Annotated in this window: 18 protein-coding genes; 12 read left to right on the top strand and 6 right to left on the bottom strand. The window is 69.6% G+C overall.

Annotated elements, in window-relative coordinates; genetic code table 11:
* Window positions 1-11 precede the first annotated feature (11 nt).
* Window positions 12-464, top strand: coding sequence for a hypothetical protein (locus ACYVIO_RS12865; protein ID WP_460650940.1), 453 nt, complete (start codon window positions 12-14; stop codon window positions 462-464).
* Here the strand turns inward: ACYVIO_RS12865 and otsB are convergent.
* The 3 genes from otsB to ACYVIO_RS12850 are packed head-to-tail and all read right to left on the bottom strand — an operon-like array spanning window position 461 to window position 2,184.
* A complete protein-coding gene (gene otsB / locus ACYVIO_RS12860; RefSeq protein ID WP_460650939.1) occupies window positions 461-1,297 on the bottom strand; it encodes a trehalose-phosphatase in 837 nt (278 codons plus the stop codon). The genes ACYVIO_RS12865 and otsB overlap by 4 nt on opposite strands.
* The gene (locus tag ACYVIO_RS12855) at window positions 1,294-1,821 is read right to left on the bottom strand and encodes a LytR C-terminal domain-containing protein (protein ID WP_460650938.1); all 528 of its coding nucleotides are present in this window, start codon (window positions 1,819-1,821) and stop codon (window positions 1,294-1,296) included. The genes otsB and ACYVIO_RS12855 overlap by 4 nt, the downstream gene beginning before the upstream one ends.
* Before the next feature lie 51 nt (window positions 1,822-1,872).
* Entirely contained in the window at window positions 1,873-2,184 is a 312-nt protein-coding gene (locus ACYVIO_RS12850; protein ID WP_460650937.1) for a DUF3263 domain-containing protein, read from the bottom strand.
* Window positions 2,185-2,374: 190 nt separating this feature from the next.
* Between ACYVIO_RS12850 and ACYVIO_RS12845 the strand changes: the two genes are divergently transcribed.
* The 8 genes from ACYVIO_RS12845 (at window position 2,375) to ACYVIO_RS12810 (ending at window position 11,054) form a co-directional block, all read left to right on the top strand.
* On the top strand, window positions 2,375-3,808 hold the full coding sequence (locus ACYVIO_RS12845; RefSeq protein WP_460650936.1) for an amidase: 1,434 nt from the start codon (window positions 2,375-2,377) through the stop codon (window positions 3,806-3,808).
* The gene (locus tag ACYVIO_RS12840) at window positions 3,799-4,797 is read left to right on the top strand and encodes a Gfo/Idh/MocA family protein (RefSeq protein ID WP_460650935.1); all 999 of its coding nucleotides are present in this window, start codon (window positions 3,799-3,801) and stop codon (window positions 4,795-4,797) included. The genes ACYVIO_RS12845 and ACYVIO_RS12840 overlap by 10 nt, the downstream gene beginning before the upstream one ends.
* Window positions 4,798-4,803: 6 nt before the next feature.
* Window positions 4,804-6,201, top strand: coding sequence for an alpha,alpha-trehalose-phosphate synthase (UDP-forming) (locus tag ACYVIO_RS12835; protein WP_460650934.1), 1,398 nt, complete (start codon window positions 4,804-4,806; stop codon window positions 6,199-6,201).
* The gene (locus ACYVIO_RS12830) at window positions 6,188-7,621 is read left to right on the top strand and encodes an FGGY family carbohydrate kinase (protein ID WP_460650933.1); all 1,434 of its coding nucleotides are present in this window, start codon (window positions 6,188-6,190) and stop codon (window positions 7,619-7,621) included. Before ACYVIO_RS12835 ends, ACYVIO_RS12830 begins: the two co-directional genes overlap by 14 nt.
* A 226-nt stretch (window positions 7,622-7,847) precedes the next feature.
* A complete protein-coding gene (locus tag ACYVIO_RS12825) occupies window positions 7,848-8,741 on the top strand; it encodes a phosphotransferase family protein (protein WP_460650932.1) in 894 nt (297 codons plus the stop codon).
* A 43-nt stretch (window positions 8,742-8,784) separates the two neighbouring features.
* On the top strand, window positions 8,785-9,111 hold the full coding sequence (locus tag ACYVIO_RS12820) for a hypothetical protein (protein WP_460650931.1): 327 nt from the start codon (window positions 8,785-8,787) through the stop codon (window positions 9,109-9,111).
* 74 nt (window positions 9,112-9,185) lie between these two features.
* A complete protein-coding gene (gene panD / locus ACYVIO_RS12815; RefSeq protein WP_460650930.1) occupies window positions 9,186-9,608 on the top strand; it encodes an aspartate 1-decarboxylase in 423 nt (140 codons plus the stop codon).
* Between the two features lie 18 nt (window positions 9,609-9,626).
* A complete protein-coding gene (locus ACYVIO_RS12810; protein WP_460650929.1) occupies window positions 9,627-11,054 on the top strand; it encodes an aminopeptidase P family protein in 1,428 nt (475 codons plus the stop codon).
* Window positions 11,055-11,074: 20 nt separating this feature from the next.
* On the opposite strand, the gene ACYVIO_RS12805 is transcribed toward ACYVIO_RS12810, so the two are convergent.
* Entirely contained in the window at window positions 11,075-13,030 is a 1,956-nt protein-coding gene (locus ACYVIO_RS12805) for a M13 family metallopeptidase (RefSeq protein WP_460650928.1), read from the bottom strand.
* Window positions 13,031-13,220: 190 nt separating this feature from the next.
* Here ACYVIO_RS12805 and ACYVIO_RS12800 point away from each other — a divergent pair, with 190 nt between their 5' ends.
* Window positions 13,221-14,174: an SMP-30/gluconolactonase/LRE family protein gene (locus tag ACYVIO_RS12800; protein WP_460650927.1), complete on the top strand. Its 954-nt coding sequence runs from the start codon at window positions 13,221-13,223 to the stop codon at window positions 14,172-14,174.
* Window positions 14,175-14,183: 9 nt separating this feature from the next.
* On the opposite strand, the gene ACYVIO_RS12795 is transcribed toward ACYVIO_RS12800, so the two are convergent.
* Both ACYVIO_RS12795 and ACYVIO_RS12790 read right to left on the bottom strand, forming a co-directional pair.
* Entirely contained in the window at window positions 14,184-14,480 is a 297-nt protein-coding gene (locus tag ACYVIO_RS12795) for an HU family DNA-binding protein (protein WP_460650926.1), read from the bottom strand.
* A 71-nt stretch (window positions 14,481-14,551) separates the two neighbouring features.
* Window positions 14,552-15,304, bottom strand: a complete 753-nt coding sequence (locus ACYVIO_RS12790) for a phytanoyl-CoA dioxygenase family protein (protein WP_460652084.1) — start codon at window positions 15,302-15,304, stop codon at window positions 14,552-14,554.
* Window positions 15,305-15,433: 129 nt separating this feature from the next.
* On the opposite strand from ACYVIO_RS12790, the gene ACYVIO_RS12785 reads away from it, so the two are divergent.
* Both ACYVIO_RS12785 and ACYVIO_RS12780 read left to right on the top strand, forming a co-directional pair.
* Window positions 15,434-16,264 carry a helix-turn-helix domain-containing protein gene (locus tag ACYVIO_RS12785; protein WP_460650925.1) on the top strand — a complete coding sequence of 277 codons (831 nt, stop codon included), beginning with the start codon at window positions 15,434-15,436 and terminating at the stop codon, window positions 16,262-16,264.
* A 66-nt stretch (window positions 16,265-16,330) separates the two neighbouring features.
* Window positions 16,331-17,344 carry an LCP family protein gene (locus ACYVIO_RS12780; RefSeq protein WP_460650924.1) on the top strand — a complete coding sequence of 338 codons (1,014 nt, stop codon included), beginning with the start codon at window positions 16,331-16,333 and terminating at the stop codon, window positions 17,342-17,344.
* Window positions 17,345-17,359 lie beyond the last annotated feature (15 nt).

The following is a 17,359-nucleotide window of genomic DNA, read 5'->3' as shown; positions in this document are numbered from 1 at the left end:
AATACTGGCTCATGACCGCCGCGCAGAAGCTCAAGCTGGTGGTGAACTTCGTCAACCTCTCCACCCTCGCCGGCTTCCTGATCGCCCTGATCGGCCGCGCGAAACTCAGCCGCGGCCCGCGAGGCCTGTACTACGCCAACGGCTACAAGCTCGGCTTCCCGATCGCGAACGCGTTCACCGTCGGCAACGTCGTACTCACCAAGAACGACCGCGCCTACCTCGACGCCCACCCGATCCTGGTCAAGCACGAGGAACGCCACTCCTGGCAGTACTTCTGCCTGATCGGCCTGCCGATGCTCCCGCTGTACGTCCTCGCCGTCGCCTGGTCCTGGGCTCGCACCGGCTGCCCCGCCTCCCGCAACCCGTTCGAACGCCTGGCAGGCCTCAAGGACGGCAACTACACCGAGCACCCGCCCCAGCCCTTCGGCCAGACGCTGCAACAGACCTTCACCAGAAGGCGTTAGCCCCGGGCGGCGATCGCGTCCGACAGCGCGGTGAGCACGGTGACCACTCCGGCCGGGTCGTCCACCACGATGTCCGCGGCATCGACGAGCTCAGCGGCACCGGACGACCGAGCCGCAACCAGTACGGCGAACAGCCCGTCCGCCCGCAGTTCCCCGAGAGCCCGGAACGCCGCCAGGTCGCCCAGGTCGTCCCCGGCGTACAGGAAAGAGCGAGCCCCCGTGGACTCGATCAGCCGCCGAATAGCCACACCCTTGTCGATCCCGGGCGGCCTCAGCTCGAGCACCAGGTTCCCCGGCTCCAGCCGCAGCTCGACCGACTCGGCCAGCGTCGTCAACGGCTGCCGCAGTACCTCCAGCGCACCAGCAGGATCGGCCAGCCGCCGCGTGTGGACAGCGAGCGAACTCTCCTTGTCCTCCACGAACGCGTCCGGCAACCCGGCAGCCGCCAGAACCGACGGCAACTGCTCCCGCGCGACAGCAACCCCAGCAGGCACCGGGTCGCTCGTCACAGCGCCGGTAGCCGCCTCCCAACGCTCCAAGCCGTAGTGCCCGAGCACCACCAGCTCACCAAGCCCAGCATGCCCAGTCACCCCGGACAGCTCCGTGGCAACGAGCGCCGGACGCCCGGTGACGATGGCGATCTGCCCGACCGAGCGAGCCAGCCGAGCCAACGCGTCCAGCGCACCGTCCGCAGCCCGCGACCGCGAGGGGTCCTCGACCAGCGGCGACAGCGTCCCGTCGAAGTCCGACGCGATCACCGCTCCGGCGGGATCGGCGACGATCGCTTCCCAGCCCTCCCGCCCGGCTGTGGTCGCCAGCACGGGAGTGCTCATCCGGAGTATTCCGAGGTGAGGATGACGGTGAGCCGGTCCTTCTTCATGTTGTCCAGCGCGTCCTTGATCCGCGGGACGCCGAGGTCCTGCGCGAGCTGCGCGGCCTCGGCCTGCATGCCGGCCGGGTAGTACACGGTGCTGGTGACGATCTTGCCGTGCCAGTTGTCGGCGCCGGTGACGGTCCAGCCCGCCTGGTGGGCACGACTGCCGACCGACTGGGCCAGCCCCTTGCGCCCGGTGTTGTTGTAGATCTCCACCGCGGGCCGCTCCGATGGCGGTACGGCGACAGTCGGCGTCGGCACGGTCGTCGGCGCCGAGGTCGGAGCGGATGTCGGTGCGATCGGCGGCGCGGTGGTCAGCTCGGAGCTCGGCTCGACCGTCGGCTGAGCAGGCGTCACAGCAGGCGTCGTACCAGTCACACCAGTCGTTGAAGGAGCCGGCTTCCCGTCGTCCGCGACGCTGTCGTTGCCGCGAGTGCCGAACAGCACCAGCAGCCCTCCGACGATCGCTACGACGGCCAGCACCGCCACGAGGGAGGAGAGAACCTGTCCCCGTTCGTCCTTGCGGGTCAAAACCTAGACCTCGATACCCAGTCGACGGGCCGAGCGGGCGCGCTGGCGGGCGGCACGCAGCCGACGCAGACGCTTGACCAGCAGCGGGTCGTGGGCGAGGGCCTCCGGCTTGTCGATCAGCGCGTTGAGGACCTGGTAGTACCGGGTGGCCGACATCTGGAACTGGTCGCGGATCGCCTGCTCCTTGGCCCCGGCGTACTTCCACCAGTGCCGTTCGAAGCCGAGGATGGCGCCGTCCCGCTCCGAGAGCCCGGCAACGGCCGGCTGCGCCGTGCCGGCGTCCGGGCCGGTGGAGCTCGCGTTCGCGCTGTCCATCTGCTGGTGACTCCCGTGCGGTCGGTGATCGTCCGTCCGCGCTCCACTCTACGGGTTGAACAACAGCCATGTCATTCACCCGGCAGCGATCCGGCCGTGTCGTTTCCGGCCCTTTCCAGGAACTCCCCGCCCATCACGTGCTCCCGGCGAGCCCCGTCCCGGCAGGCTCAACTCTGGCAGGATCTTGGAGGTGAGCTCAACTCGACAGGGCTCCGGTGGCGTGTCACCGGACCCTCGACCCGCCCTCGCATCGGTCGAAGAGCTGCAGGCCAGGATGGAAGAGGTCGATCCTCTCGTCCGTGCGGTCTGTACGCCGAACCCCGCTGCAGCCTCCGACGCGGCACGGCTGGACACGGAGCGTGACGACGGGCGCACGCGCGGTCCACTGCACGGCGTACCGGTCCTGGTGAAGGACAACATCGACACCGCCGACCTGGCCACCACGGCCGGGTCCCTGGCGCTGGCCGACCAGCCGCCTCCGCCGGACGACGCCGTGCTCGTACGACGGCTCCGCGAGGCCGGCTGCGTGATCCTCGGCAAGACCAACCTCAGCGAGTGGGCCAACTTCCGCGGCTACGGCTCGTCGTCCGGCTGGAGCGCGTACGGCGGTCTGACGCGCAACCCGTACGCCCTGAACCGGTCCGCCGGCGGCTCCTCCAGCGGCTCGGGCGCAGCGGTCGCGGCGGGCCTGACCGATTTCGCGATCGGCACCGAGACGAACGGCTCGATCGTCTGCCCGGCCGCGCTGAACGGCATCGTCGGGCTGAAGCCGACCGTCGGCCTGGTGCCGCAGCAGGGCATCATCCCGATCTCCCACTCGCAGGACACGGCCGGCCCGATGACCCGCACGGTCTCCCAGTCCGCGGCCCTGCTGACCGTGCTGACCGGCGGCGGCACCGATTACCTGGAGGCCTGTCGCGGCACGGACCTCAGCGACGTACGGATCGGCGTACTGCGTGGATCGCTGTGGGGCTACTCGACCGGGCTCGACCAGGTCACCGAGAAGGCGCTGGAGACGTTCAGCCGCTGTGGCGCGACCCTGGTCGACCACCTGTCGCTGCGGGCGCTCGGCGACGACGACCAGCTGCAGGTCCCGCTGCACGAGCTGAAAGTCGGCCTGGCCAAGTACCTGGCGACCCGCAAGGAGGGCGCTCCCCGGTCGCTCGCCGAGCTGATCGCGTTCAACAGCAAGCACCCGGACGAGGAGCTGCCCTGGTTCGGCCAGGAGCTGTTCGAGCGGGCCGAGGAGACCGGCGGGCTGGACTCGCCGATCTACGTGGCCGCCCGGCTGTCCGCACTGCGGACCGGTCGTGACGGGATCGACACGTTGCTGCGGGACAATCAGCTCGACGCCCTGGTCAGCCCCGCGTACTCGCCGGCCTGGACGATCGACCTGGTCAACGGCGACCACGTGCTCGGCAGTTCCTCCCAGCACGCCGCGCTGGCCGGCTACCCGTTGCTCTCGGTGCCGTCCGGGACGGTGGCCGGACTGCCGGTCGGCATCGTTCTCGGCGGCACCGCCGGGAGTGACGCCACCCTCATTCGCTTGGCCCACGCCTTCGAGACCGCGAGAATCGAGACCGACGGCCCGTTCCCGACCCCGGAGTTCAGACAGTGGGTATAGACCAGGTCCGTTGGGGTGTAGTTGCTACTGGCAACATCTCGACGCAGTTCACCGCAGATCTCGCCGAGCTCGACGACGCGGTCGCGACCGCCGTCGCGTCCCGGTCCCTCGACAGCGCCAACGCCTTCGCGGACGAGCACGACATAGAGCACCGGTACGACGACTACCGGCAACTGATCGAGTCCGGCACCGTCGACGTCCTCTACATCGGTACGCCGCACCCGCAGCACTACGCGATCGCCCGCACCGCGCTGCAGGCCGGCATCGCCGTCCTGTGCGAGAAGCCGGTCACGCTGACCGCCCGGCAGGCCAAGGACCTGGTCGCCGTCGCGCGCGAGCACAACACCTTGTTCGCCGAAGCGATGTGGATGCGCACCAACCCCGTCGTACAGGCGATGTTCGCGGATCTGGCGAAGGGCGTGATCGGCGAGCCGATGGAAGCCCTGGCCGACTTCGGTTTCCACAAGCCGCAGCTGCCCGCACGCCTGCTCGATCCCGCGCTCGGCGGCGGCGCCCTGATGGACGGCGGCATCTACCCGATGACCTTCGTGCACATGGCGCTCGGCCGTCCCGACGAGATCAAGGCCGTCGGCTCGCTGAACGAGGACGGCATCGACCTGAACGTGGCGATGGCTTGGCGGTACGACTCGGGCGCGGTCGCGGGACTGACCTGCGGCCTGCGCTCGCAGAACCCGTGGACCGCCTCGGTGAGTGGCCCGGAAGGCAGCTTGCTGCTGCCGAACCGGTTCCACCACCCCGACTACTACGTGCGCAGTACGGCGTCCGGCCAGGAGCGGATCGACGTCGAGACGCATGGCCGTGGGTACCACTACGAAGCAGCCGAGGTGATGCGCGCCCTGCGTGCCGGACAGATCGAGTGTCCGGCCCTGCCGCATGCCGCGACGATCGAGATCCTCGAACTGCTCGACGAAACTCGTAGACAGATCGGGGTCGTGTACCCCGGCGACGACGAATACCTGGGTGGATAACAGCAGATGCCGAGCGGACGCAGTTCCTTCGTGGTGGTGGCCAACCGGTTGCCGGTCGACCGGGTCGAGATGCCCGACGGAAGTACGGCGTGGCGGCGCAGCCCAGGAGGACTGGTCACCGCCCTGGCACCGGTGATGCAGCGCCACCACGGCGCCTGGGTCGGCTGGACCGGCGGCAAGGACGAGAAGGTCGACCCGTTCGACACCGACGGGATGCACCTGGTCCCGGTGACGCTGTCGGCCGAGGACGTCGAGCTGTACTACGAGGGCTTCTCGAACGCGACGCTCTGGCCGCTGTACCACGACGTGATCGTGCCGCCGGAGTTCCACCGGGAGTGGTGGGAGGCCTACGTCGCGGTGAACCGGCGGTTCGCCGAGGCGGCCGCGGACGCCGCCGACGACAACGCGGTGGTCTGGGTGCACGACTACCAGCTGCAGCTGGTCCCGGCGATGCTGCGCCGGCTGCGTCCCGACGTCCGGATCGGGTTCTTCCTGCACATCCCGTTCCCGCCGACCGAGCTGTTCGCGCAGATGCCGTGGCGCCGGCAGATCCTGGACGGCCTGATGGGCGCCGACCTGGTCGGTTTCCAGCGACCGGGCGCCGCCTCGAACTTCGCCCGCCTGGCCCGCAACCGGATGGGCCTGCGGACCCGCGGCGACCGCATCCACCTGCCCGACGACCGGATCGTGCGCGCCAAGGCGTTCCCGATCTCGATCGACGTCGGCGAGCTGGAGCAGATCGCGCGGCAGCCGGAGACCGAGGCGCGCGCGGCGGAGATGCGCAAGGAGGTCGGCAACCCGCAGCACATCCTGCTCGGCGTCGACCGGCTCGACTACACCAAGGGCATCCGGCAGCGGCTGCGCGCGTTCGGCGAGCTGCTGGACGAGAAGCGCGTCTCGGTCGACGACGCCGTCTTCATCCAGGTCGCGACGCCGTCGCGCGAGCGCGTCGAGCAGTACCGGGTGCTGCGTGACGAGATCGAGCTGCTGGTCGGCCGGATCAACGGCGAGCACGGCCGGATCGGGACGCCCGCGATCAACTACCTGCACACGTCGTACTCGCGGACCGAGATGGCGGCGCTCTTCCGGGCCGCCGACGTCGCCGTGGTGACGCCGCTGCGGGACGGGATGAACCTGGTCGCCAAGGAGTACGTCGCCTGCCGGTACGACGACACCGGCGCGCTGGTGCTGAGCGAGTTCGCCGGTGCGGCCGACGAGTTCCGGCAGGCGTTCCTGGTCAACCCGCACGACATCAACGGTATGAAGGACACCATCGTCGACGCGATGAACACCGACGACCGCCAGCTCGGCCGCCGGATGAAGGCGATGCGCAAGCACCTGGCCGCGCACGACGTGAACGTCTGGGCCGCGTCCTTCCTCGAGGCGCTGCATGCCGCCGAGTGACCGCGTACTCGCACTGGATCTGGGAACGTCCTCGGCCCGCGCGCTCGTGCTGTCGGCGGCCGACGCGTCGCCGATCCCCGGCGCGCTGGCGCGGCACAAGATCTCCCCGACGTACGCGACCGGCGGTTCGGCGACGATCGACCTGCACGAGTACGTCGAGGGCCTGCTCGGCTGCCTCGACGAGCTGCAGCAGAACGGCCATCTCGACGGCATCACCGCGATCGTGCTCTCCTCGCAGTGGCACTCGATCGTTGCCCTCGACAACGATGGCGGCGCGCTGACCCCGCTGATCACCTGGGCCGACACCCGCTCGGTCGAACCGCAGCTCGACCCGGCTTTCGACGAGCACGCCTTCCACGCCCGGACCGGCGCGTGGCTGCACCGCCTGTACTGGCCGCGCCGCATCCCGTGGCTCCTGTCCGAGGTGAAGGCCGCGTCGTTCGCGGGCCTCCCCGATCTCGTGCTCGAACGCCTCACCGGCGACCGCGTCACCTCGGTCTCGATCGCCTCCGGCACCGGTTCGCTCGACCTGGCCACCGGCGAGTACGACGCGGAGGCGCTCTCCATCGCCGGCGTCACGCCCGACCGCCTGCCCACGATCGTGCCGAGCGGCTGGACCGGCGTACTGGCTGAGACGTTCGCGCGCCGCTGGCCGGGGCTGGTCGGCGTACCGATCCATCCGCCGACCGGCGACGGCGCGGCCTCGAACGTGGGCACCGGCGGGTACGACGAGTCGACCGCGGCCGTCACGGTCGGTACGTCGGCCGCCGTACGGGTCGTGCATCCGATCGACCAGGCCCCCGAACTCCCGTGGGAGCTCTGGCGCTACCGCGTCGACGACAAGCGCGCGGTGACCGGCATGGCCTTCTCCGCCGCCGGGAACCTGCACGCCTGGCTCACCAACGTGCTGCAACTCGACGAGGCGCACCAGGAGCCCACGGACGTCGAGATCGGCTCGTCGCGCGTCATCGCGATCCCCTTCCAGGCCGGCACCCGCCCGCCCGAGACTGTGCCCGGCGGATCCGGCGTCTACTTCGGCCTCTCCTTCGACGACGACGCCGCCGACCTGCTCGCGGCGTCCCTGCAAGGCGCTTCACTGGAGATCGACCGCGGCCTCCGCATGCTCGACACCCTCTTCGGCCGCGAGCTCGAGGTAGTCCTCGGCGGCGGCGGCATCGACGCGTCGGCCTGGTGGCGCCGCTGCCTCACCGCCACCTTCGCCCGCCCCACCGACGTCTGCGCCGAAGCCGAAGTGGGCGCCCGAGGCGCCGCCGCCGTAGCCCTCGGCCTGTCCCCAACCCCCGGCGGCGAACACCTCAAGCCCTCACCCCCGGAGGTCGAGCGCATCGAACTCCTCCGCCCGCGTTACACGGTCCTCCGAGACCTCGCCGTCCAGGCATCACAAGAGCTCACAAAGTAGTACAAGAAGAAAAACAACAGAAACAGAAGATCAAAGAAGAAGAAATAAGAGAAAGAAAGATTTGAAGTAGGTTCGCTGTGGCTGAGGCCGGCGGTCGGCGGCAGCTTGCTACAGCTCGGGGAAGTAGTACTCGTCAGCTGGCGGCGCACGCCGTCCGGCATCAACCTCTTGCCGGCGTACCGAAAAGGGTTTCCGTGGCAGGGCGCCGGAATGATGAGGTGGCTGCGTGACTGTGCGACCGAGAACCCTGGCCTGGGTGGCCGATCAGCTCGCCGACGGTGAGCGGATCGCCAGCGTCGAGATCCTGGTCGGCGGGATCACCGCCGAGATGCGGCGGCTGACCATCACCGGCCCGTACGGCGAGACCCGCGCGTTGGTGCTGCGTTCGTACGTCGATGTGGCGCACGCCGAGGACGCGCTGACGAGGGAGGCCGCCGCGCTGACGATGCTCACGGCAACCACTGTGACGGCTCCCGAACTGGTCGGCGTCGATGCACTCGCACAGGAGTGCGAGTACCCGTCGCTGCTGATGACGCATCTGCGCGGCCGGGCAGTCCTCGACGACGCGGGAGTGGAGACCCGGATCCCGCTGCTGGCCCGTGAGCTCGTCAAGATCCACGCCCTCCAGCCCGTCGAGCCGCCTCCCACCTACACGACCCTGACGACCGCCGACACCGTCGTCGTCCCCCCGGGCGCCGACGCGCAGACCTGGTCCGCCGCGATCGACGTCCTCCGCGGGCCGGTGCCGTCGTACGACGGCCGCTATCTGCACCGCGATTTCCAGAGCGGCAACGTGCTCTTCGACGGCCAGAACCTCACCGGCGTGGTCGACTGGGCCGGCCCCTGCTGGGGACCCGCCGATCTCGACGTCGCCCACTGCGCCACCAACCTCGCCGTACTCCACGGCCCTGCCTACGGCCTCGAGTTCGTCACCGCCTACGAAACCGCCGGCGGCACCCTCTCGGCCGACCGCCAGTACTGGCTCGTCCGCGACGCCCTCGCCTTCTCCGAAGACCTCGACGCGGTCACCCAGGCCTGGCGGGCAGCAGGCAGACTCGACCTGACGGTCCAGACCGCCGGGCAACGCCTCGACGCCTACCTCCGGGATCTCGCCGCATGACCAGCCGCCAGCCGACACTCGCCCACCTCCAGGAGCTCAACGCATGACCAGCACCCAGGCGATGCTCGACGCCGACCTCGTCACCGTCGCCGCCGAAGCCTTCGCGCCGACCTTCACCGGCGTAGGGCTCGCCGGCGAGACCGCCTCGGGCAAGGTCGCCAAGCATCTGCGCCGCCAGTTCGGCAATCCTCGCTGGACCGACCCGAGCGGACCTGTGTACGACGCGGTCGCGCTCCAGACGATCCTGCTGTGGGAGCGAGCCGGTGTCGCCGGCCGGCTCCACAGCGGACAACTGATGCTGCTGCCCCGCGGCGTCGCCCTTCAGGCGGCACCCGATCCGCTCACCGCCCTGCGCGAGTTCCTCGCCTGATGACGCGGATCGCCTTCGCGGGCCCGTGACCACGGCCACTGACAGGGGCAGGTCCGCCCTGGATGATGGCCCGCATGCTGCGCGAGATGATGAAGTCGAAGGTGCACCGGGCCACCGTCACCCAGGCGGACCTGGACTACGTCGGGTCCTGCACGCTGGACGCGACGCTGATGGACGCGGCGGACCTGCTGCCCGGGGAGAAGGTCGACATCGTCGACATCACCAACGGTAACCGCCTGTCGACGTACCTGATCGAGGGCCCGCGCGACTCCGGCGTGGTGGGGATCAACGGTGCGGCAGCGCACCTGATCCATCCCGGTGACCTGGTCATCCTGATCGCGTACGGCCAGTTCGAGAACGCGGAGGCGAAGGCGTTCACGCCGAGCGTAGTCTTCGTGGACGGGCGGAACGCGATCACCCGCATCGGTTCCGACCCCGCCGAGGCGCTGCCTGACAGCAGCACGCTCCGCGGTGACCACCTGCACACCCAGCACTGAGACGAGGACTGGTCGACGATGACCGAGACGACCGAGAAGGCCCCGAAGACGGCCAGCCACGACAACGAGCCGAAGGACAAGCTGCGCTCCTTCATGAACTCCGGCTGGGGTGAGATCGAGCGCACCGACGCCAGCCTGCGCGACGTCGCGGCCTGGACCGAGAAGCGCCGCGCGGCGTTGTCGCAGGCCTTCCCCGGCGAGCGTCTGGTGATCCCCGCCGGCACCTACAAGGTCCGCTCGAACGACACCGACTTCGTCTTCCGCCCGCACACCGACTACGTCTGGCTGGCCGGCGACCAGACGTCGGACGCCGTCCTGGTGCTCGAGCCGAACGGCAGCGGCCACGACTCGGTGCTGTACTTCCGTCCCCGTTCCGAGCGCAGCCAGGGCGAGGAGTTCTGGCGCGACCGGATGTACGGCGAGCTGTGGGCCGGTCGCCGTCCGTCGCTGACCGAGACGGCCAAGGAGTTCGGCCTGGAGACTCGGCACGTCGACGACCTCGCCGCGGCGCTGAAGAGCGACGTACCGACCCGCGTACGCCGGGGCGAGGACAGCTCGCTGGCCTCCCTGCTGAGCGGCGCGAAGGTCGACGCGGACCGCGACCAGGAGCTGGCCGCGACGCTGTCCGAGCTGCGGCTGGTCAAGGACCCGTTCGAGATCGAGCAGCTGCGCGACGCCGTCGCGATCACGCACCGCGGCTTCTCCGACGTGCTGGCCGAGATGGAGCAGGTCCGCAAGTACGGCGAACGCTGGATCGAGGGCACCTTCTGGCGCCGGGCCCGCGCGGAGGGCAACGACGTCGGCTACACGTCGATCGCCGCGGCCGGCTCGCACGCGACCACCCTGCACTGGATCGAGAACGACGGCCCGGTGAACGACGGCACCCTGATGCTGCTCGACATGGGCGTGGAGAACCGCAGCCTCTACACCGCCGACATCACCCGCACGCTGCCGGTGAACGGCGAGTTCACCCCGCGTCAGCGCGAGCTCTACCAGCTCGTCCTGGACGCGCAGAACGCCGGCATCGCGGCGCTGCGGCCGGGCGTCGCGTTCGGTTCCGGGCACAAGGCAGCGATCGAGGTGCTAGTCCGCGGCCTCGACGCGATGGAGCTGCTGCCGGTCTCGGCCGACGAGGCGCTCGACCCGGAGAGCGGCATCTACCAGCGCTACACGCTGCACGGTGTCAGCCACATGCTCGGCCTCGACGTGCACGACTGCGCCGCGGCCCGCAACGAGCAGTACCGCGGCGACCTGAAGACCGGCTACGTGCTGACGGTCGAGCCCGGCCTGTACTTCCAGGCCGAGGACCTGACCGTGCCGGAGGACCTGCGCGGGATCGGGATCCGGATCGAGGACGACATCCTGATCACCGAAGAGGGCACCGAAAACCTGTCGGCAGCGATGCCGAGAGAGATCGATGCCCTCCAGAACTGGATGGAAAGCTAATTATTTTTCAGTTCTTTTAACTACCAAATTTTTACTCTGTCTTCCTCCGGCAGCCACATCGTGTCGCCGGAGGAAGTGCCGAAGGTGGTGTGGAACGCGTCGATGTTCCGCACCACCGCGTTGCAGCGGAACTCCGGCGGCGAGTGCGGGTCGATCGCCAGCCGCCGGACCACCTCGGCCGGCCGCGTCTTGGTCGACCACGCCTTGCCCCAGGCCACGAAGAACCGCTCGGCCCCGGTCAGCCCGTCGACCACCGGCGGCTCCGCGCCGTCCAGCGAGATCTCGTACGCCGTGTAGGCGATCGACAGCCCGCCCAGGTCGCCGATGTTCTCGCCCAGCGTGAGCTTGCCGTTCACCTTCTGCCCGTCGCCGCCGGTCGGCTCCAGCTCGTCGTACTGCGCGACCAGGGCGTTGGCCCGGACCTCGAACGCGGCCCGGTCGGCGTCGGTCCACCAGTCGCTGATGTTGCCGTCGCCGTCGTACTTGGAGCCCTGGTCGTCGAACCCGTGGCCGATCTCGTGCCCGATCACGGCCCCGATCGCGCCGTAGTTCAGCGCGTCGTCGGAGTCCAGCCCGAAGAACGGCGGGCGCAGGATCGCGGCCGGGAAGACGATCTCGTTGGCGCGCGGGTTGTAGTACGCGTTCACCGTCTGCGGCGTCATCTGCCACTCGTCGGGGTCGACCGGCGTGCCCAGCTTGGCCAGGTCCCGGGCGGTCTCGACGGCGATCGAGCGCCGGACGTTGCCGGCCAGGTCGCCCGCGACGATCTCCAGCGCGCTGTAGTCGCGCCACTTGTCCGGGTACCCGATCTTGGGCGTGAACTGGCCGAGCTTCTCCAACGCCCGCTCACGGGTCTCCTGACCCATCCAGTCCAGCGCCTCGATCCGCTGCCGGTAGGCCTCGACCAGGTTGCCGACCAGGTCGACCATCCGCGCCTTGGCGGCCGGCGGGAAGAACTCCGCGACGTACAGCTGAGCGACGGCCTCACCGAGCGCCGACTCGACCACACCGAGCCCGCGCTTCCACCGCTCGCGCAGCTCGGGCGCACCGGTCAGCGTCCGGCCGTAGAACTCGAAGTTCTCCTTGACGAACGCCGAGCTGAGCAGCGGCGCCGCGGCGTGCACGATCCGCCAGCTGAGCCACTCCTTCCAGTGGTCGAGCTCGATCTCCTGCAACGCCTCCGCGGCGACGGTCAGGTAGTCCGGCTGCTGCACGACGAGCGTGTCGAAAGCGCTGTCCGGTACGCCGGCCGTCGCCATCCACGCCGACCAGTCGAAGCCCGGCGTCAGCGCCTCCAGCTCCGACCGGCTGACCTTGTTGTACGTCGCGGTGACGTCGCGGGTCTTCACCCGGTCCCAGTGGCCGGCCGCGAGCCGGGTCTCCAGCGCGAGCACCCGCTCGGCCGCGCCCTCGGCGTCGGGGATCCCGGCCAGCTCGAGCATGCGGGCCACGTGTGCGACGTACGCCGTGCGCTGCTCGGCGAACGAGTCCTCGCGGTAGTAGGACTCGTCCGGCAGGCTGATCCCGCCCTGGAGCACGTACACGACGTACTGGTCGGACTGCTTGGCGTCGATGTCCACGCCGTACCGGAAGACGCCGCCGACGCCCTGCAGCTCCAGCGTGCCGAGCGCCGCGACCAGGTCGGCGCGGTCCTTGATCCCGGCGGCCAGGGCGAGCTGGTCCGCGATCGGGTCAGCTCCGAGCCGTTCGACGGTCTCCTCGTCCAGGAAGCTGCCGTACAGGTCGGCGATCTTGCGCGCCTCGCTGCCCTCGGGGTGCCCGGCGGTGAGCGTCTGCTCGACCAGTCCGCGGACGCTCTGCTCGGCGTCGTCGGCCAGCGCGTGGAAGGCGCCGTAGATCGCCTTGTCGGCGGGGATCTCGTGCGCGTCCAGCCACGGGCCGTTGGCGTACAGGTACAGGTCGTCCTGCGGCCGGACGGTTCCGGACAGCCCCGAAATGTCGATCCCTGAGGTCATCGAACTCCCCTGCGTGCGCGGCCCGCGGATCCCTGCCCGATGACCTGGAACATGTTCTGTGCCTGCGACATTACCCAATCGCGGTGAACCCTTGCGCCCTGTGAACCGTTGTCTACGGTCAAGAGCACATCGTCGACTTCGGGGGCGATGAAGTCGGCGCGTCGTCACCGACCAGGAGGTCATCCAGCTCATGTCCGGCCCGCTGTCCCGCCGCGCCTTCGTCGCCGCGGTCCCCGTCTCCGCTCTGCTGCTCACCACCGCCGGGACCGCCACCGCGGCACCCACCGGCACGACGCACTCCCCCCGTACGGCGTACCCGAAGCACTTCGCCCTGCCGGACGGCTTCCAGCCCGAGGGCATCGCGATCGACCGCGGTACGGCGTACTTCGGCTCGCGCGTCGACGGCGACATCTACGCGGCCGACCTGCGCACCGGCAAGGGCCGGGTGATCAGCCAGGGCCCCGGGACCGCGTCGCTGGGGATGAAGGTCGACGACCGCGGCCGCCTGTTCGTGGCCGGGGCCGGCGGCGGCAACGGCCGGGTGATCGACACCCGGACCGGCAAGGTGCTCGCCGGCTACACGTTCACCACCGCGACCCCGACGTTCGTGAACGACGTGATCCTCGGTCGTGACGCGGCGTACTTCACCGACTCGCGGCAGCCGGTGCTCTACAAGGTCCCGTTCGGGCGGCACGGCAAGCTCGGGCCGGCCACGACCATCCCGCTGAGCGGCGAGTACGTGCACGACGCGGTGAACAACAACGCCAACGGCATCGAGCTGACGCCGGACGGACGGTCGCTGATCATCGTGCAGTCCGCGACCGGGTTCCTGTTCAAGGTCGACCCGCGGACCGGGGTCACCCGGAAGATCGACCTCGGCGCCGCGGTGATGACCAACGGCGACGGGCTGCTGCGGTCCAAGGACACCCTGTACGTCGTGCAGAACCGGCTGAACAAGATCGCCGTGCTCGACCTCAACGGCGCGGGCACCCGGGGCCGGCTGGTCCGCGAGATCACCAGCACCGACTTCGACGTACCGACCACGGCCGCGTTCTTCGGGAACCGGATCTACCTGCCGAACGCCCGGTTCAGCACCCCGCCGACGCCTGAGACGCCGTACTGGGTGACGGCGGTCAGTCGCTGATCGTGCCGGTCAGCCGGTGATCGTGCGCAGGTCGCCGCGTGCGGCAGCCTTCAGCCGGCTGCCGCACGACAGCCGGACCGAGTAACCGGCCGGGATCGAGAGCGGTTCGCCGGTCTGCGGGTTGCGGCCGGTCCGCGGCGCGCGCATCACCCGCTCGATGCTGAGCAGTCCGGTCAGCGAGACCTTGTCGCCCTTGTGCACGGCCTCGGTGACCACGTCACCCAGCGCATCGAGGACCCGCTCGGCCTGGTTGCGCGGGATCCCCGCCTTCTCTGCCACCCCTGCCACCAACTCGTTTCGATTCACGGTCGAGACACTAACTAAAATGATTGTCGTTAGCAAGAGGCCTGATCGAGGGGTGGAGTCGAGGGGTGGATTCAGAGTCCGTCGCGGTCGTGCCAGTGCGACTGCCACCGCCCGTCGACCGCGAGCTCGGCCGGCTGGTAGCGGATGTCGGTCGACAGACGGACGCGGTCGTCCACGTTGTCCAGCGCCGCGTGGACGGTGTGCGCGGTGTGGATCACGACGTCGCCTGCCGCGTAGTCGGCGACCAGCCAGCGGGCGTCGTACTCCTCGGCCAGTGCGGGCAGATCCGCCGTGATCGACGCCGCCGGACGCTTCAGCCGCCCCTCGGCCTCGTCGCGCAGTACGCGATGGTGGCTGCCTTCCAGGTACGTCAGGCCGCCACGCTCGACCGGGCAGTCGCCGAGCGGGATCCACGCGGACAGCACCTGGTCGGTGCCTCCGCGCAGGTAGACGAGGTCGTAGTGCGCCTGCGTCGCCGTACCGATGCCGTTCTCGCCCGGGGCCGTGTGCCGGATGATCTTGCGCCGGTGCAGGAACGTCTCCGCGCCGAAGAACCAGCCGAACCAGTCCTTGATCGCGGCCTGCCGGCAGAAGGCGTCGTACTCCGGACCGGGCACGACCTCACCGAACAGCACCTCCCGCAGCGCCGCGCGATCGACCTGTCGCGGCCGCCCGTCGAGGTCGGCCACGCCGGTCCGCTCGAAGTAGTACTCCCGAAACGCCGTACTCACGGAAGGCTCAAGTAGTCCCCGCAAAAACAGATACCCATCCCGCCACAGCCGCCCCCTGAGAGCTTCCCGATCACCCCGCTCGTTCGCCGGCACCTCCACCAGTCGTCCCAACCGTCGCTCATCCAGGCGATACCCGTTAGAAGTCAGCACCCATCCAGTTCACCTGCCCAAGCCCGTCAGGTGAATGGACACAGCCGCCCAGCTTCTTGGACTCTTGTCTCTGTGGACGACTGGTCGATCTACCTGACCCCCAACGAGGCCCAGCGCCGACTTGGACTCTTCTGCCTCGGCGCCGGCGAGCAGACCAACCCCGCCCGGCCGTCCCCCGAGCGCGCGCTCGGCTGCCACGCCGCCGTACTGGTTCGTCGCGGCCGAGGCCAGCTCCTCCACGGCGGAGACCGCCAACTCCACGAGATCACCGGCCCGTCGATCCTCTGGCTCTTCCCCGGCGTCCTGCACGCCTACCGCCCGACCACGACCTGGCAGCAGTCCTGGGTCCTCTTCGGCGGTCCCGCCGCTGACGCCCTCGCCGACCTCGGCCATCTCGACCCGGATCAGCCCGTACGCCGGTACGCCGACCCGCGCCCCGCCGAACGCACCTTCACCAAACTCCTCCGCACCGCGAGATCCGGCGGCCCCGACGTCCACCTGCTCGCCGCCCTGTACGAACTCGCCGGCCTCAGCGATCCCAGCACCGGAACCTTGGCCGACCGCCTCCGAGCCCTCGCGACCCGCCCGCTGTCGATTCCGGACTACGCCGCTGAGCTCGGCCTCACCGTGCCGGAACTACGCGAGGCTGTCCGGCTATCGACCGGATCCACGCCACAGGAAGTGATCCTGACCACCCGTCTCAACGCCGCGAAGGCGCTGCTCGCCGAGACCGATCTGCCGGTGGCGACGATCGCCCGGGAGGTCGGGTACGACGACCCGGCGTACTTCAGCAGGCTGTTCGCGGCCCGGACCGGGCAGCCGCCGCGCACGTTCCGGGCGATTGGTTCGATCCAGGCGGCGAATTCCTCCTTTCGGCGGAGGCCCGCACCCGGCACGGTCTGAAAGTCTGGGGCCAAACCGTTCGCTGGGGTGAGGCGGGAGGGCCGCCGGGCCCGATACGGTCGTGCCATGAGTCAACCGCAGCCCATCGACCCCCGCCTGGTCGGCCGTCAGCCGGTCCGCCCCAAGAAGCGGCGCAGCCTGGTCGGCCGCCTGATCGGCCTGGTCATCCTGCTGTTCGTGCTGACCCTGATCTGCGTCCCGCTGTACGCGTGGAGCCGCATCGACAAGGTCGACGCGTTCCCCGCCGGCAAGCGTCCGGCGGAGGGATCCGGTACGACGTACCTGATGGTCGGCTCGGACAGCCGCGAGGGGCTGAGCGCCGAGGAGAAGAAGAAGCTCGGCACCGGCACCGTCGGCGGCAGCAGGACCGACACGATCATCCTGCTGCACGTGCCCGACTCCGGCCCGCCCGCCCTGATCAGCGTCCCGCGGGACAGCTGGGTCGAGGTCCCCGGCAAGGGCGACGAGAAGATCAACGCGGCCTTCGGCAACGGGAACCCCAAGTTGCTGGTCCAGACCCTGGAGAACTACACCGGCCTGCGGATCGACCACTACGTCGAGATCGGCTTCGGTGGTTTCGCCTCGATCATCGACAGCGTCGGCGGGGTCAACGTCTGCCTGGACAAGGCGATGAAGGACCAGAAGGCGCACATCAACCTGCCGGCCGGCTGCCAGGACCTGGACGGCCCGAAGGCGCTCGGTTACGTCCGCTCCCGCTACGTCGACAAGCTCGGTGACCTCGGCCGGGCCAACCGGCAGCGCGAGGTGATCGGTCTGGTCGCCGACAAGGCGGTGTCCTGGAAGACCTTCGTCAACCCGTACCGGTACTACAAGATCGGCACCTCCAGCGCCGACGCCCTGACTGTCGACGAGGACATGGGCCCGTTCGACCTGGCCAAGTTCGCGCTCGCGATGCGCAAGGTCGCCAGTGGAGGCGACGGGGTCTCGCTGACGATGCCGGTCAAGAACGCCAACGCCCGCCGCAACGGCCAGAGCGTCGTCCTGCTCGACGAGGCGAAGGTCAAGGCGCTGGTCAAGGCCCTCAAGGAGGGCAAGACCGCCGGCTTGAAGTCGAGCTGACCGGGCACCTGACCA

Source organism: Kribbella endophytica (genome assembly GCF_054781295.1).
The sequence above is the reverse complement of the archived record's forward strand: the minus strand, read 5'-3'. Positions and strand labels throughout refer to the sequence as shown.